The following is a 16378-nucleotide window of genomic DNA, read 5'->3' as shown; positions in this document are numbered from 1 at the left end:
ACTAACTGGCAATACTCTTATTCAGATTAGGTGAATGTTAGTGAAAGCAGAGAAGGGATGTCCCTCAAGGTCGTAAGCCTTGTGAGACATCCCTTTTTAAATATGAAAACGGTTGATCTTATACAGTTAAAATATCTACTCCCAGAGTTGGAAGGGTCAACTTCTGATCGAACCTCTCGCTGGTCAACAAGCTGCGATAAGGAACGTCCAGCGTAATCTCTCGTTGCTCATTCGTCAAATTGATCAGAAACAGGAAGTTTTGCTCCCCCTTCGTTCGAATCGACAGCTCGACACCTTCCGGCAACTGGATTTTGGCCGCCAAATCCCTTTCCTTCAATATACCTTCAAACAACTGATAGAAATACGATGGCTCCGGCCAAGTGCCGACATAATACACTTCACCTTCACCAAACTTATTGATAGTAACCGCCGGTACACCCTCGTAAAAGTCGTTGTCATACCAGGCGATCGGCTCTGCACCTCGCAGTTCCAGTAGATCACACCATTGCTTCGCAGCAAATGTCTTGCCCTCCACGTTCCGTATCCGATGCTCACTGTTGCCGATGGCATCATATTCACTTACGACAACACCCGCCGCTTCACCCAGTAGCCCCGGCAGAGGCAGCATCTCACATACATTCCTCATGTTCTTCACGCCAGTCCGATTGGTAAGGACAACCGTACCACCCTTGGCTGCGAATCGCTCCAGCCGCTGTGCTACTTCTTCACTTAACAGGAAGAGGGAAGGGACAATGACCAGCTTGTACCCATCGAGCTCCTCAGTCCAGTTGATAACGTCTGTACCGACGCCCATTTTCAGAAATGCATTATGCATAGAGGACAAGTTGTCTAAGTAGTGCATTCCCCCTTCCGCCTGCGGCTGAAGGGAAAGCGCTGTGTGCTGATCATGCGAATGCAGAATCGCAACCTGGGTAACAATGGTTGAGTCGGCCAAGAGTTCTCCTAACTGGTTCACCTCGCGAGTAAGCTCCGCGAACTCCCTGAACCTGCGTCCAGGAACATTGCTGTGGTCGATCAGCCCATGCCAGAACTGTTCCGCTCCGACGGTAGCACTCCGCCAGCGGAAATGGACAACCATATCCGCACCGCGAGCGATTGTCTGCCAGGAGCGAGCTCGGATCAGTCCAGGATAGGGCGTGCGCTGAATCGGCATCCAGGCGCCCTGTGCCCCGCTGAGTTGTTCCATTACCCAGAAATTCCGGCGTTTGATGCCGCGAACCAAGTCCAGCGTAAGCGCTCCGTTCCTCGGAAACCGATCGCCATAATCGCGATACAGCTCATTCGGATAATAATCAACAGAGACGAAGTCCAATTCGTTGTGCATATCATAATAGTCCAAGCTATTCGGATATTGCCACATGTTATGCGTCGCAAATTGGCCTGGACAGTTACGGCGTAAAATCTCAAGCTGCCATCCCAGCAGATAGCCTACGCTGTCAGAACAAAATCGCTTGTACTCCAGAAGATAGGAAGGATTCATCGGTTTGCTGGCACCGAGTGGCGTTGTTACCTCAGCCCAGCTGCTGTACTCACCACTCCAGACGACCGTACCCCACTCCCGGTTCAACTCCTCCAGATTGGAATAACGCTTTTGCAGCCAAGCGACAAACGAACGATTACATGTATCACAATGGCATTCCTGGTAGTGCATCTCGTTATCGATTTGCCAGCCAATAACGGCGGGATGCTTACCGTAGCGCTGTGATATCGCTTCCACAAATTTGGAGCCCAGCATTCTCAAGGAAGGGCTGTTGTTGCAACGATGTCCACGCACACCTGGCCGAATGATGTGGCGTTGTTCATCCATGGGCAGCACATCCGGATAACGGGTTGTCATCCAGTTTGGCGGGGTATTGGTGGGGGTGCATAACACAATTTCCATACCACGTGAAGCGAATACTTCTATGGCCGCATCCAGCCATTCAAACTGATAATTACCCTCAGTCGGTTCCATTCGGCTCCAGGCGAACTCCGCCATTCGCACAACTGCAACCCCTGTCTGTTGCATAAGTATGGCATCTTTCTCCCATAACTCCGGGGTCCATTGCTCTGGATAATAATCAATTCCGATCTTAATTGTCATCCTGTGATCTCCTTTATTTATCAATATATTGCGATTATATGTTATATTAATTCGAGTGAATATCTTAAATAATTAATATGATATAACAATATTAAGATCAGGAGAGTTAGTCGTATGCCTCATCCCAATCGTAATTTTCCGGTGTTATCTGCCCGAGACAAGTTGCTCCCTTTTTATTTACTTGGCATCGGCCTGCATCATGAACAGGAGCATATCCGCCGAGACCAAGGCATTGAGGATTATCAGTGGATACAATGCCGCAGCGGTGTGGGTAAGTTCAAGCTCAGTGAAACGGAACATATTGTCAAGCCAGGTATGGGCATGCTGTTATTCCCTGGACAGAAGCACGAATACTATGCGCTATCCGGCAGTTGGGAAGTCGACTGGATCATTTTCGATGGCAACGGGACAGCAAGCTTGTTTGAAACCGTTGGCATTGTCCACACATGCGTATACACGCTTGCACAGCCTGAATACCTTCTATCCCGAATGCGGGAGCTGCTACAAGCTGCCTTAACACCACAAGAGCAGACATTAAGCAATTACGCCTGCTCCGCTGTCCTCTATACCTTATTGACAGAGATTATTCAACGCGTATCTGTTGAGGGCAGCGATACCGTCGGACAGCAGTATGAGCGAATAAAGCCGGTTCTGGACTATATTGAACAACATTATGCTGAAGAGATTACTTTGCCAACGCTTGCCGGATTGATCTGTGTCACACCAGAATATTTCTGTCATTTGTTTAAGAAAACGACAGGTATTCGTCCCATCAGCTATGTTAATCAGGTAAGAGTCAACAAGAGCAAGGAACTGCTGCTCGATAATGTGCAACGCGGGATGGAGGATATCGCTCGTCAAGTCGGTTTCGAATCGACCAGCTATTATGGAGCCATCTTCAAGAAGCTGGAACGAATCACACCTGGCGCCTTCCGCCGCAGCTATCAGAAGTCGTGACATATTATTATCCGCAAGCAAATGGTTTTTCGTCAGAGGCTTTAGGAACTGATCCAAGGGTGGATCAGTTCCAAGTTGGATCACATAGTACTCGTTAATAGAGCCGCTAATTAGCGGCTCTATTTTGTGTGAACGAATGGCCTGGTTTTATGTTTTTTCACTATATCTGATCTGCTGTTGCATAAAAATGATAATTGTTGTCTTTTTGCAATTTTTGTATTGTCACAGCCAAAGTTACACGATATAATCGAGTTGTCTTTGAGGATAATATTATAAAGGATGGTGAAATTTTGAAGAAATTTTCAATGCTTTTACTCGCTGTAACTCTATTGTTGTTAACTGTCTCCACAGCCCCGTCTACATATGGTGCGGCCAGTTATCCGAACACAGGTACGAACGGGTTGACTGGTTTTGCAGGCAGTGCCAAGAATGAAAATGGTGTATCCAAGTCAGCTACGACAGGTGGCAAGAACGGTCAGGTGGTTTATGTTAGTAATCTCAATGACTTGAGAACACATATGGCGGGCTCTACAGCCAAGATTGTCGTTGTTGAACAGAATATTTCTTCCTCTACGCTGCAAAAGGTTGAATTTGGAGCGAACAAGACACTTGTAGGTTCCTTTGGCAAACATACATTAACGAATATTCATTTCAGATCCACAAGCAGTTCAAGCAATGTGATTTTTCAGAATCTGACTTTTGAACACGCTTCCAATATTAATGCCAATGATGATATCCAGATGTATATCACTTCAGGCTCCAATTACTGGATTGATCATGTGACGTTTGCTGGTCACAGCTACAGCTCTGGCGGTAATGATCTGGACAAACTTCTGTATATTGGCGATCGCGCCGATTATATTACGATTAGCAATTCCAAATTTGCGAACCATAAGTATGGCGTCATCCTCGGTCATCCGAATGATGGTAACAGCAGTTACAATGGAGTACCTCATGTGACGATGTCCAACAATTATTTTGAAAATTTATATGTACGTGGTCCTGGACTTTTAAGATATGGTTACTTCCATCTCAAAAACAACTATGCAAACAACTTTAATCAGGCCATCACAATTGGTGAAAAAGCACGAATTTATTCCGAAAACAACTACTTTGGTGCCGGCGCTGAAAAGGGTGGCATCCTGGATGACAAAGGAAAAGGGGAGTTCACGGATAGCGGTAGTACACCAGCGCTTAATAGTCCGACTTCTCCTAAAACGAACTGGAGACCAAGCTCCAATTACAGTTATCAGGTAGAAAGTGCCAGCTACGCGCGTGAGTTCGTCACCAAGTATGCAGGCTCCTCCAATACAACACTTGTATTTGGAAAGTAAGAGCTGTTGCACATCCTTTCACGACCCAAAAGGCCTGTCTTGTGCGCCATAACGCATGAGACAGACCTTTTTTTGTTTGTAAAATGATATGCTTACATATCATTTTACATTTCATATTCATTTTAAATGTTGAATACCGATATACATAAAGTAGCGCTGGTTTCATACTTATGAAGTTAATATGTACTATGCTAAGGCGCTGCGTATTTGCGATTTGCACATAAGCAGGACCAAAGACTACTAGATGTAGTACAGAAAGGCCCTACAACTTACATTTAACCTACATAAAAGGACGGGGTATGCATGGATCGTATGGACGAAATTATTTGGAAAAGGAACAAATTAATCGGTATCATTTTGTGGATTATTATTGCCATTGGTATGGGGCTGGCCTTTACGATGCCGAAGTTACTTGTGTCCAATGGAGTAGCTCTGATCTTTGTAGTTTGGATTACATACGCTAATGCGAAAAAGAAACATATTCATCTCATTCCATGGCTGATTACTGTATTACTTACAATATGTGGAGTCTATGTCGGTTGGGGAACGGTCAATTTTGCGTTAAGTTTGGTCATAACCGCAGTTCTACTGTTATTTCCTAACAAGAAATTTTTTGTGGTTGGATTTTCGGTATTACTAGTCAACAGTGTTCTTCAATTATTTGTTATGAATACCGTTGACTCTGTTGAGCTAATAGGTAATATCGTAAATGTGGGACTATTCGCTCTCACGGGGGCCATTCTGATGCTGGTCTCCCAGCTGAATCAAAGGCTCTTCCATGAAAGTGAAGTACGCCAGAATGAGGTGGAGCATTCTAAGCAAAGAGTGGAAACCATGCTGGAGCGTGTGAAGGAATCGGTCGAAGGTCTATCACGTTATACAGATCAATTGAAGCAAAAAGTAAATGCGACTGGTTCTATCACCAATGAGGTGACGCTTGGGTTCAGTGAGGTTGCAAAAGGTGTTGAGTTCCAGGCGACCAGTGTGGCCGAGATCTCGGAATCCTTATCTGTATCGGATCAGCATATCAAGGACGTTGCTTCGTATTCGCAGCAGATGAAAGAGTTGTCCGCAAGTATGGCAACGAGCACGCAAACTGGAAGCACACAGATGGACCAGCTAAACATCCAGATGCAAGATCTATATGAAACGATCAATACAACTGCAAATGACATGCGAAAGTTCAACGAGGAAAGTGAATCCATGACGCTTATGCTGAACAGCATAGCGGATATTGCGAGTCAGACCAACCTGCTCGCGCTTAATGCAGCCATTGAAGCCGCTCGTGCGGGTGAGCATGGACGTGGGTTTGCTGTTGTATCAGAGGAAGTTCGCAAGTTGGCAGAGAACTCAGGTCAGTCCGCAAGTGATATCGGAACCATCCTGTCTCGATTAAAAGGACAGACGCAGGCACTGACAGATCGATTCGAACGTATTCGTCTATCTTTACAACAAGGAAGAGATAGCGTCCATACAGCAGAGGAAGTATTCCGTACGATCAACAGCAACTCTCAGCATGTGTTGAATCAAGCGACAGATATCGAGACTAGTTCGGCTACAATGAAGGAATCTTCCACCAGAGTTGTGAATGAAGTTTCCGAAATTTCGAGTGTAACGGAGCAATCCAGTGCAGCGACAGAAGAGATTCTGGCGAGCATGGAAGAACAACGTAACCTGACACAGAAGATGGTAGAGAGCTTTGGAGAATTGGAGCAACTGATTGTAGACCTGAATGAGTTAGTCTCGGATCATCAGGCTTCTTCCGTTGAGAATAAACTTTAATATTAATAGTTGAGGGCCTGTCGGTACGTATTTAGCGTACTATACGGGCTTTTTTCATCTGGAATACAGCTTGATGCCGACATTTTTTTCCTATACAGTGATGTGTAGAGTATGAAGAGCGTAGAACTGAAACTGTAAATGGTAGTTAAAAGAAGATGTAACCTCATGGGGGAGTAGAAGGTTGAAGGATAAAGGAATGAAAGATAGATTGGACTGTGATGACAGTACATATGAGGTTAGGAATGATAATAGGGCTGCACGCGTACGTTTTTATGATCAGCAATCGTTCAATGACATGGACTGGCCCGATACGGAGGATGGCAGATATGCCAGAGTCTATCTGGAACCTATGATGCTAGACGGGACCCAAAGCTTTATGTCCAACGTGGAAACGACATTGTTGCTCGCCCGAATTGATGATCTCGTTATTCCGCTGACGGTGAATGATACAGAGTATGATAATGCTTACGTTTGTTCGCCATATACGCATTATGTGAGTTACGCCAAGCAAGAATTGACCATGTTGCAGAAGCCTGTGTTGGAAAAAGGTCTTTCTGTGCTGCTCAGTCTAATAGGTTGGGGAATGAAGCAATCGCAAATCAACAAAGTTGTGCATGTGAACAACTGGTTGTTGTCCACCAATCTGTATCCAGCCATGTCCGGTGAACAAGCAGAATGTTTGCTTACAGCGGTACAAGAGCGATACCCTGAACATGTCATTGTGTTTCGCTCTTTGTGCCCTGGACTTCATCCCGATCTGACGGTGAGGCTAACGGAAGTGGGGTGTCGACTAATTCCGAGCCGACAAATCTACCTGTACCATGCGCATGATCCGAATTTTGGCAACTCGAAATCGCGTTGGCTGTTGAAGCGGGATTACGAATTATTGGGCAAGCATGGATACGAATTCGTTTCCGAATTAGATATGACGGATGCAGATATTCCGCGAATTGTGGAATTGTACAAGCTGTTATACCTTGAAAAGTACTCCTATCACAATCCGCAATTCACTGAGCGGTTCATTGCTGCTGCGTTGGCATCAGGAACACTCAGGCTCTATGGATTGCGGAAGGAAGGGCGCCTGGACGCGGTCATGGGTTATTTCTGCCGCAATGGAGTTATGACAACGCCGCTGTTCGGTTACGATACAGCGGTGCCCCAATCCGTCGGACTATACCGCATGTTATCAGCTTGTCTGATCGGACAGGCTCGCGAGAACGGTCATCTGTTACATGAGAGCGCCGGGGCTGCGCAGTTCAAGCGCAATCGCGGTGCTGTGGCGGATTTTGAATATTCGGCTGTGTATGAGCGCCACCTTCCGTGGAGCAGACGCTGGTGCTGGCTGCTGCTTGATCGGTTGTTGAATCGCGTAGGTGTGCCGCTGATGCGCCGCATGAAGCTGTAAACAGACACAAAAACGTGCTTACGCTGCCCGATGCAGGTATGAGCTTGCATCTGGTTTGACTGCAAACACGCACTAACAACTGGTTATTGTGATACGCACATTTGTGCGCAATCGCCTAATTAGACATGCTCTGAGAGTTGCACCTCGAAGCCATCTGGATCTGTAATGTAAATAAACCGCAGATGCGGATTGGGCTGGATGGGGCCACGCACAATCGGAATATTCAGTTCTGCCAGTCGTTCCATGGCTTCATCCAGCGAGTTCACCTCATAGCCGATCGACACGCCGGCCTCTGGTTTAAGAATGGATTCACTGCCCTCAATCAGTTCCAGCTTGGCTTCATTTTCCATGCCCAGCATGGCAATCTGTCGTCCACGGCTTTCGAATCTGCGCTGAATGGGAAGTCCGAGCATGTTGTGGTAGAACCCGAGCGAAGCTTCCAAATTACTGACCCTCAGCGTGATCCAGTTTAATTTGATCAACATGGGTGAATCTCTCCTTTTTCTTGCATCATATGTATTTTTGTTACGTTCATTATACGATAGGTGCTAGCAGGAACCTACTCCTTAATAATAAACAGTAAAATAGCTGCCGAAATATTCGGCAGCCAAATGGTGTAATCTCCTGTAGTCCCAGTAGTTCTAACGAATTATTGAATCAGATCAACGGCCGTCTGTGGTACAAATGCCTCTACGCCGTTATACACAATGACACCCTCCAAAGTTGTCTTTTTACCGTTCACCAGTGCAATATTTTTGTAGATTTGCAGTTCCAGTTTGGTGTTGCCTTTTGTAACGAGGATCTTCGGATTTTTGGCGTCCGTCAGGTCCAGTTTGTACGTCGCGCCTTTGGCCGTAAATGCCTGTTTGGCAGGTACAAACAATTGTTTGCTCACGCTGTCGAGATCCAGATCCAGTACTCGTGCCATATATTTGGCGACATCCGTGTTGTCGATTACACCGAATGGACGGTCATTGTTCGGAGCATACGTGTACAGCACAACATCTCCACCTGTATGACCACCGGTTGTCCAGCCGATCCCTGCCCGTTTGCTGATCATTGGACCGATTGCATAGTTAAGACTGCCCGGCTCGGCCGCTTTAATGGTGGCAATCTCTTCGGAAGTCAGATCGGTAATGCCATAGTATTGTTTCATCACTGCTTTGATGTTTGTACGCTTGGCATTCAGCTTCGCTTCAACGCCCTCGCCTGTCAGCTTGGCCTTTTTCAAAGGTCCGATAAATGTGGACAACGGCTCTTTATCGTATGTGCCGCTAGTTGCGTTGTTACCAATGGTGAGTCCACCATTACCGTGGTCCGTAACAGCCACAACGGCAGTCGCTCCATCGGCTTTGGCAAAATCCATGGCTACCTTTACGGCATCATCAAAAGCCAGCACGTCACTGATAATACCAATCGGATCATTGGCATGAGCTGCCCAGTCCACTTTACTGCCTTCGACCATCAGGAAAAAGCCGTCTTTGTCTTTGGACAAAACTTCAATGGCTTTGGATGTCATCTCGGCAAGGCTTGGCTGCTTCGCAGGATCACGGTCCATATTATAAGCCATGCCTGCGGGTGCAAACATACCCCACAGCTTGTTCGAATCGGATGCTTTCATTGCAGCTGGTGTAGTGACGTAATCGTAACCCAGTGCCTTGATAGACGAAACCAGATTCTCGCCGTCTTTACGTCCGGCTGGCTCAAGGTATTTGCTACCTCCACCCAACACAACGTCCATGCCATTGTAGACTTGTTGTTTGCTGAGTGCATCATAGTTTTTACGGTCCGGATAGTGAGAGGAGAAGTCCGCTGGTGTGGCGTGCATAATCTCGGATGTAGCGATAATGCCAGTTGCTTTACCCGCCAGTTTGGATGCTTCCAGCACGGAAGCAACAGGTTTTCTTTCGTCTCCAGGCGCAATCGCCTTTTGCCCTGGCATCGTAGCCTTGTCCGGCAGTACACCAACAAATCCGGTATGAGATTTATAACCTGTTGCAAAAGCAGTTCCGGCAGGAGCTGAGTCGGCAATCGGCGCATCGGCGGAGTGTGTCCGAACCATGCCACTTGCCATGGAGTCCAGCGTCAGGGACGAGCCCTTATACCAACGAGCCAGAGCGGTAGCATCGTTAGCCATACCGTCAGGAATCAGAATAATCACATTTTTAATCGGTGATGCAGATGTTGTTGAGGTGGTATCTTCCACAGCCCACGCTGCACTGCTACCTCCGAGTGTAGCCGTAACAATTGTTGTCACCGCGAGCATCATTTTGGCTGCACGGACATTAAACCTGTTTAACATGAATGCATCCTCCTAGAATATATGTATAGTTGGTATCCCAAACCAAGTGTATACAACAATTGCTAAACTAACGTATGAAATGGGTTAACTATATGTAAAATTTACGATTAGTGAAGGGTGCTGGAATACCGGTAAACTGGACAAAGTGAGGAGTTGACGAATTAAGAGACAGTTCAGAGATCATATATTGACGATTAAAAAGATATTGCGAACGCTTACATTATGTGCTAACATCACCATAACAACAGGATTGTAACCGTGTTTAGGGCAATACCTGTGTCAGTTCATTCGTTGGTTCTTTGTTCATCAAACGATTGATTGCGTTTACATTTTCATATGGAATGAACCTCATTCCTCAGGGTTGTTACTGATTGCAGGCAAAACCTGAATTGAGGGCAGTAGACCACGCTAAAGCGATGTCTGTTTGCCTTCGGTTCAGGTTTTTTTATATAAAAAAATGCCTGATGGCATGACCGCAAGCGCCGTAGCAGATATTTCGAGCAGAAAGGAGCGCAGCAGATTTAATTTTTTATAAAAAGAGATATAGACTCATCCAGACATTGGAATACTGATTCTTAGATACGCATTTCAACTGAACATTTCCAATGAACTTATCCCATCACACACTATTGGACAGCGAGGAGATTTATGACATGAAAACTATTAAACGTTCGATTGCTGTAGCAACAATTCTGGGGTTATGTGTATCCGCTCTACCAGCTTATGCAGCAGGCAATACAGGACCTACTTCTTCTGCAGCGATGGACAAGCTGATCCAATCCGAGCTTATTCGCGGCAGCGGTCAAGGTGTTAATGCAGCTTATCTGAACAAAAAGGCAACACGCATTCAGGCCGCAGTACTTTACTTGCGTTTGTCCGGATTGGAGAAAGAAGCACTCGCTTATCAGGGATCGGAAACGTACGACGATGCGGCTCAGGCAGGCAAAGTATTACAACCGGTCGTTGGTTACTTGAAGCAGCATCCGTATGTGTCTGAGATCGTAACAGGAACGGAGAAGTTTGAACCTAATGCACCCCTTACAGCGGAAGGTTATGCCGAAATGCTGCTGAAGGTGCTTGGATATGAAGCGGGTTCGGATTATGAGCAGGGATCGGCTTCCACCTATGCAGCTGGTAAAGGAATCAAGGCGCTTCAAGGGAAGGGCGCGAGTCAACTTACCAACCGCCTGATGGCAGAGGCAACCGCACAGGCATTGCAGATACAGCTCAAGAATGGCAGTGGAACTTTGGAGCAGAACTGGTTGAAACATAAAGAAGCTGGAGCGTTCCAACCTCAAACGGTGCAACAGACCAAGTATGGCGCGATTGATGGCAAAACCTATGAGCAATATGGGACGCTCGGTTGGCTTGGTGTTCCTTACGCGGCACCTCCGGTAGGGGAACTGCGCTGGAAAGCCCCGCAAGAACCGGAATCATGGACAGGAACCAGATCGGCTAAGGAATTTGCAGCGAACAGCTTGCAGATCTCTGGTAAAAATACTGTAGGCAGCGAGGATTCGCTGTATCTCAATATCTGGCGTCCCGACACAACCAGTTCGAAACTTCCGGTTATGGTGTTCCTGCACGGCGGTGGGAATATGACCGGATCAGGTAAAGATTTTCAAGGTGAACAGCTTGCACGGAGTACCAACAGCATTATCATCTCAGTGAATTACCGTTTGGGAGCCCTTGGATTCTTCGAGAATGCAGCGCTGAAAACAGGGGATGCCCTGGATGACTCAGGTAACTATGGTCTGCTTGACGCATTCCGTGCATTGGAGTGGGTACAGGATAATATCGAAGGTTTTGGCGGAGATACAGGCAATGTTACATTAGCCGGACAATCTGCTGGTGCACGTGATGTGCTGGCAACTCTGATCTCTCCACTTGGCAAAGGATTGTATCAAAAAGCAGTTGCTTTCAGCGGAGGATTGACGACAGCATCACCGGAAGAAGGTGAGCAAAAATCCGAGGATGTACTTGTGAAGCTACTCGTGCAAGAGGGAAAAGCGGCTAACCCAGAAGAAGCAAAAGCATGGATTGGCAAGCAATCTCAGGCACAGCTGGAGAGCTACCTGCGTGGACTGCCTGCGGACAAGTTGGTCACAGCGTTTGGTGCAACCGCAATCCGTATGGACCCATTCCCGCATCTGTTCCGTGATGGCACAGTGATTCCAAAAGAAGGATTTGACGCCATCAATAATGGCAATTATAAAAAAGTCCCTGTATTGCTCGGCAGCCTGGAAACGGAGTTCTCCGGTTTTGCCTTCGGTGATCCAAACTTCTCTCCATCGATTACGGATGAGACTCTGTTTACTGATAAAACCAAGGCGGAACAATATGCTGCTGCGTTGAAATATGGTAGCGAAGCTTATGCAGGCTTTAATGCAGAGCGTGTAGCGGAGCAATTGACGAGTGAAGCAGGTCAACCACCAGTATATGCGTATCGTTTTGCATGGGGCACACAACCTGGAGTCATCTCTGAGCGTTTGCTCACGTTACTGGGCGCACCACATGGTGCGGATATGGACTTCTATACAGGACACGCAGACGGAATTGCTGCTTATTTCCCTGATGGGTACTTTAGCGATACAAACAAACCAGGACGTGATCAGTTATCCGCCGCGATGGCAGCATATCTGAAGCAGTTCCTGTACACAGGCAATCCAGGTACGGGTGGATCACCTGATCTAGCGGCATGGACACCTTGGACGAAAGATGCTCAAGCCCCAATCATGCGTCTGGATGCTAGCAATACAACGGCAGAGATTGGCATGTCCACACAATATAATCAAGGCAAAGACGCCGTTATGGCAAAGATGAAAAAAGAATTGCCTGAAGAAACGTATAAACTGTTGACGGAAAAAGTGTTCGCAGGTCGTTTCTTCTGGGAATAAGGATCACCGGATAGGAAGGTATATATAGATAAATTGAAGCCAAGGGAGCATGCTCTCTTGGCTTTTTATACTGTTCGTTATGCTTAATTATGGTATTGTTGTAAATATAAATTAATAGAATGTCGGAAAGGGGAAACGTAAAGTTATGATTAGCTCTATAGGTATTGCAGGTATTATAACGCTATTAATTTTCTTTATTATGATTGGTCTTGTATTATATCTGGTTTTCTATCTTGTGATGAAGAAGTCTGGCGTCAAAGAGGAAGTATCCGCATTAAGGATGGAAGTACGAGTGTTACAAGAGGAAGTCGAGCGGAACAGGCGGGAATTGGAAAATATGAAACGTCGATAACCTTAGCAGCATTATATGTGGTACGTGGAATAGCGCATACAATAGTATGAGAGGACAGGGGCTCTACGCCCCCACCTACTCAATATAACGTGAAACCGCTCATTTCAGCCTTTACATACTAGGTACACTTGATCTATTTCTTGGCAAAAAAACTAAGTGTTCCCGTGCTTTCATCTGCACTCACAAACAGGCTACGTCCGTTAACACGATGAATTCCCTCTGGTGATTCTCCGGCTGTAGGAATTAGACCCAGGTAGTCCGGATTGACCGGATCAGCAAGATCAAAGAACAAAATGGCATCTGCCCGTTCGGAAGCTACCGCGGCATATGTTGTGCCGTCTACAGTAGCAACGGTCAGATTCTCCACTTCACTTCCCTTGTTGGGACTGCGATCATCGGGATACAAGCCGACCATAGCTGTTGCCTCGTCAATGAGGTTCTGGCTATCGTACATCCGCTGGCCTTGCAAATTCCAGACAGCAATATTACGTCCGCCTGCTTTTACACCATCCTCAAATTCATTCTTGCCCAAATCCCCTTCGTTAGCTGTCAGCAGGTATTTGCCATCTGCCGAGAAAGCAATTCCATCCGGTTCATAACGAGCGGTCAACGTCTCTTTAAACTGAACGATACCATCATCTTTCAGATCCGCTTGATGTGAAGTAGTACCCAGAGCGAAGATTGAGCTGATTTTTTTTGTCTCCAGATCTACGATGGCAACGACATTGTTTTCCTGTAAAGTGATGGCTGCTGTTTTGCTATCTGGACTAATGGCAACATACTCTGGTTGTGGATCATGCGGATAGATGCCGCCTTCTACATTGTCCAGAGATACTGGCAAGTTGGTGATTTCACCCTCCAATACGTTCCCGCCAGCAAAAGATACTACCATAATGCTACCCGGACGTTTGGTGTTGGCATAGTCAATTTCATCTGCAGCTTTATTCAGCTCCTCATCCTCTATCGCGATCACCGCATGCAGACCGTCAGGTGACAGTGCAATCGAGTCAGGACCAATGCCCAGTTCATACGTTTTGACGGTTTTGTAGGTTGTCAGATCCACAATGGCAAGTAACCCTTTGTTTGCTTCGCTGTCTGTATCCCCTGTACGAATAACAGCAAGACCGTATTTGCCATCTTTGGATACCGTTACGCTTGTGACTTCAGCTTTGGCGGAGAGGTCCTGGAAGCTGACTGTCTTTAATAGGTTGATGTTTTTCAAGTCAGCAATGTCCAGTACGGAAATGCTGCCATTGTCTGCTTCGGTTACGAGCAGGCGTTGTCCATCTGGCGTAGAGGCTGATATTTCTGCTTTTCCACCAGGCATCTGAAACGTTGCGGTCTGTTCAAAACCGGTTTTATTTTGTTTCAGGATCAGTTGATCCGTAATTAATTTTAGCGTTTGTGGAGATACATACGTTGTACCTTTGGTGATGTAACTTTTATTGTCCAAAGGAGTTTTCACACCGTTGATGGTGGCTGAAGACGTTCCTATTGGAAGTTGTACTTTAGTATCTGCGATCTGGATATCAACACTGCGACTGCTTCCGTTCCATGTGACCGTACCCTGCATATTTTGGATGGCTGTGCGCAGTACGACATGATCATTGGTGGTTTTAGTTGCGTCAGCGGCATGAATCATGGATGTGTAGCTGGTTGCTCCTGCGGTAAGAATGGCAGTCATCGACAGAACGGCGAGCCATTGATTTCTCTTTTTCAATGTTCCAGATCCCCTTTATCGTTTCGTGTGTAATGAGTTGTACAATTGTTTTAGTATAGGGAGCTTATGTTAAGGAGAGGTAAGAGAAGTCTGCGATTTGTGTAAAAGGTTAGATAAGAGATATTTTTCCAAATTGGATATGTAAGTTAGTGTATAAAATGATGTTGCCACATGAAGAAAAAAGCAGACGTGAGCCTTCATATATATAGGACTGGTCGAACGGGCGAAAATACGCTAGAATTATAATTGAGAATCATTATCAATTAATTCGGGCTTTTTTACTGACAAGTCTGATCAAGATATAGGCGAGGTGAATACCCATGCGCACGGATGATGCATTAGGCGTAGTATATCAGCATTACCTGACCCAGGAGCCTTACAGTCAGCAAGATGAACACACGTATCTGCTCTCTCCCAAGGCGGGAAGTGGCAATATTAAAAGAGTAACGACATACAGTGGCATTGAGATTTTATATTCCCAGGTTGAATATCATCAGCCTTATCCTACGTATTTTGCGTCCGAAACGCCCATTGTGGAATTGCAATTTGCCTTGTCAGGAGAGCGAAATGTGGATATATCCGGTCAGGATTATTCATTATCGATAGGGCAAGGGGCCCTTATTTTTATGCATGATTTCGAAGCGTGGTTTCATCCTCCGGCAAGGGAACTGTATACGTCCTTTTCGCTGGGGATTCCGGTTTCTCTGTTCAATTATGCTGCGGCACAACTGGGCGGTTTCAAGTCGATTGCGTTTAATCAGGTGTTGGGACGAAAAGTGTTCAAGCCGATTGTATTTCAATTGGATAACCGGATACGAACGATGATTGACAGTCTGATTGTAGAATTAAACAACAGTTATCGATCATCCTTAATGATGGAAGCGACAGCGTTGGAGATCTTGAATCGATTTATGATCCAATTGTTTGATCTGGCACCAATTCCCGCGGGATTCTCCAGAGAGGACATCCGGAAGTTACATACGGCACGGGAGATTATGGAGGCTTGTATGGTAGATCCTCCATCTTTGCTAGCATTGTCCAGACAAGTAGGACTTAACGATTTTAAATTAAAAAAAGGATTCAAGGCACTTTTCGGAAGCACGGTGTTCGAATATTTGCGTCAGGTTCGTCTCGACAACGCCATGAAGTTGTTGCGCAATCAGGATAACAACGTCACCGAGGCCGCGATTGCGGTCGGTTACAGCAATGTCAGTGCCTTTTCGCAGCAATTTTATCGCAAATTCGGCGTGAAGCCTTCCGAGATGAAGAAGATTTATTAAGTAAGATGAACTGAAACATTACACGAGAACGAAGAGTGCAGAACCAGTCTGGAGAAGCGGAGCATTCGCCTTTATCAACGGAGTTCTCCCTTTAATAGAAGGGAATCACGGAAATCCGGTGATAACAGCGATCGGAAGATGGTACTGTAATCGTAGTGGTCTGGTGTAAAGTTTTAAGGGTTCATCTTTTTTAGAATAAAATTAATAATCCGTCTTGCCGTGAATTGTTCCGTATAGAGGCAGTG

General features: G+C 46.1%; 11 protein-coding genes. 7 read left to right on the top strand and 4 right to left on the bottom strand.

Annotated features, from left to right (window positions below; translation table 11 throughout):
• Nucleotides 1-118 precede the first annotated feature (118 nt).
• Nucleotides 119-2104, bottom strand: coding sequence for a beta-galactosidase (locus MHH92_RS22115; RefSeq protein WP_340906312.1), 1986 nt, complete (start codon nt 2102-2104; stop codon nt 119-121).
• 114 nt (nt 2105-2218) lie between these two features.
• On the opposite strand from MHH92_RS22115, the gene MHH92_RS22110 reads away from it, so the two are divergent.
• The 4 genes from MHH92_RS22110 to MHH92_RS22095 all read left to right on the top strand — a co-directional run bounded on the left by MHH92_RS22110 (nt 2219) and on the right by MHH92_RS22095 (nt 7582).
• Nucleotides 2219-3061 (top strand): AraC family transcriptional regulator, encoded by an 843-nt coding sequence (locus MHH92_RS22110; protein WP_340030987.1) that lies wholly within the window; start codon nt 2219-2221, stop codon nt 3059-3061.
• A 290-nt stretch (nt 3062-3351) separates the two neighbouring features.
• Nucleotides 3352-4395: a pectate lyase family protein gene (locus MHH92_RS22105; RefSeq protein WP_445744681.1), complete on the top strand. Its 1044-nt coding sequence runs from the start codon at nt 3352-3354 to the stop codon at nt 4393-4395.
• Between the two features lie 303 nt (nt 4396-4698).
• Entirely contained in the window at nt 4699-6177 is a 1479-nt protein-coding gene (locus MHH92_RS22100; protein ID WP_076328198.1) for a methyl-accepting chemotaxis protein, read from the top strand.
• A 196-nt stretch (nt 6178-6373) separates the two neighbouring features.
• Nucleotides 6374-7582 carry a GNAT family N-acetyltransferase gene (locus MHH92_RS22095; protein ID WP_340906311.1) on the top strand — a complete coding sequence of 403 codons (1209 nt, stop codon included), beginning with the start codon at nt 6374-6376 and terminating at the stop codon, nt 7580-7582.
• A gap of 119 nt (nt 7583-7701) precedes the next feature.
• On the opposite strand, the gene MHH92_RS22090 is transcribed toward MHH92_RS22095, so the two are convergent.
• Together MHH92_RS22090 and MHH92_RS22085 are read right to left on the bottom strand one after the other, a co-directional pair.
• A complete protein-coding gene (locus MHH92_RS22090; RefSeq protein WP_036668661.1) occupies nt 7702-8067 on the bottom strand; it encodes a VOC family protein in 366 nt (121 codons plus the stop codon).
• A gap of 164 nt (nt 8068-8231) precedes the next feature.
• Nucleotides 8232-9884 carry an alkaline phosphatase gene (locus tag MHH92_RS22085; protein ID WP_340906308.1) on the bottom strand — a complete coding sequence of 551 codons (1653 nt, stop codon included), beginning with the start codon at nt 9882-9884 and terminating at the stop codon, nt 8232-8234.
• A gap of 653 nt (nt 9885-10537) precedes the next feature.
• Here MHH92_RS22085 and MHH92_RS22080 point away from each other — a divergent pair.
• A complete protein-coding gene (locus tag MHH92_RS22080) occupies nt 10538-12781 on the top strand; it encodes a carboxylesterase/lipase family protein (RefSeq protein WP_340906306.1) in 2244 nt (747 codons plus the stop codon).
• 145 nt (nt 12782-12926) lie between these two features.
• Nucleotides 12927-13133, top strand: coding sequence for a hypothetical protein (locus MHH92_RS22075; RefSeq protein ID WP_340906305.1), 207 nt, complete (start codon nt 12927-12929; stop codon nt 13131-13133).
• 133 nt (nt 13134-13266) lie between these two features.
• Here the strand turns inward: MHH92_RS22075 and MHH92_RS22070 are convergent, their stop codons facing one another.
• Nucleotides 13267-14853 (bottom strand): choice-of-anchor I domain-containing protein, encoded by a 1587-nt coding sequence (locus MHH92_RS22070; protein WP_340906303.1) that lies wholly within the window; start codon nt 14851-14853, stop codon nt 13267-13269.
• A gap of 320 nt (nt 14854-15173) precedes the next feature.
• Here MHH92_RS22070 and MHH92_RS22065 point away from each other — a divergent pair, with 320 nt between their 5' ends.
• Nucleotides 15174-16133 (top strand): helix-turn-helix transcriptional regulator, encoded by a 960-nt coding sequence (locus MHH92_RS22065; RefSeq protein ID WP_036617408.1) that lies wholly within the window; start codon nt 15174-15176, stop codon nt 16131-16133.
• Nucleotides 16134-16378: the final 245 nt, after the last annotated feature.

Source organism: Paenibacillus sp. FSL M7-1414, assembly GCF_038003195.1.
GTDB classification, from domain to species: Bacteria; Bacillota; Bacilli; order Paenibacillales; family Paenibacillaceae; genus Paenibacillus; species Paenibacillus amylolyticus.
This window is presented reverse-complemented; position numbering and strand designations above follow the sequence as displayed.

Coding starts and splice junctions, on each gene's coding strand:
- MHH92_RS22065 (WP_036617408.1), top strand. CDS start 15,174: ATGCGCACGGATGATGCATTAGGCGTAGTATATCAGCATTACCTGACC.
- MHH92_RS22075 (WP_340906305.1), top strand. CDS start 12,927: ATGATTAGCTCTATAGGTATTGCAGGTATTATAACGCTATTAATTTTC.
- MHH92_RS22095 (WP_340906311.1), top strand. CDS start 6,374: ATGAAAGATAGATTGGACTGTGATGACAGTACATATGAGGTTAGGAAT.
- MHH92_RS22085 (WP_340906308.1), bottom strand. CDS start 9,884: ATGTTAAACAGGTTTAATGTCCGTGCAGCCAAAATGATGCTCGCGGTG.
- MHH92_RS22080 (WP_340906306.1), top strand. CDS start 10,538: ATGAAAACTATTAAACGTTCGATTGCTGTAGCAACAATTCTGGGGTTA.
- MHH92_RS22090 (WP_036668661.1), bottom strand. CDS start 8,067: ATGTTGATCAAATTAAACTGGATCACGCTGAGGGTCAGTAATTTGGAA.
- MHH92_RS22110 (WP_340030987.1), top strand. CDS start 2,219: ATGCCTCATCCCAATCGTAATTTTCCGGTGTTATCTGCCCGAGACAAG.
- MHH92_RS22100 (WP_076328198.1), top strand. CDS start 4,699: ATGGATCGTATGGACGAAATTATTTGGAAAAGGAACAAATTAATCGGT.
- MHH92_RS22115 (WP_340906312.1), bottom strand. CDS start 2,104: ATGACAATTAAGATCGGAATTGATTATTATCCAGAGCAATGGACCCCG.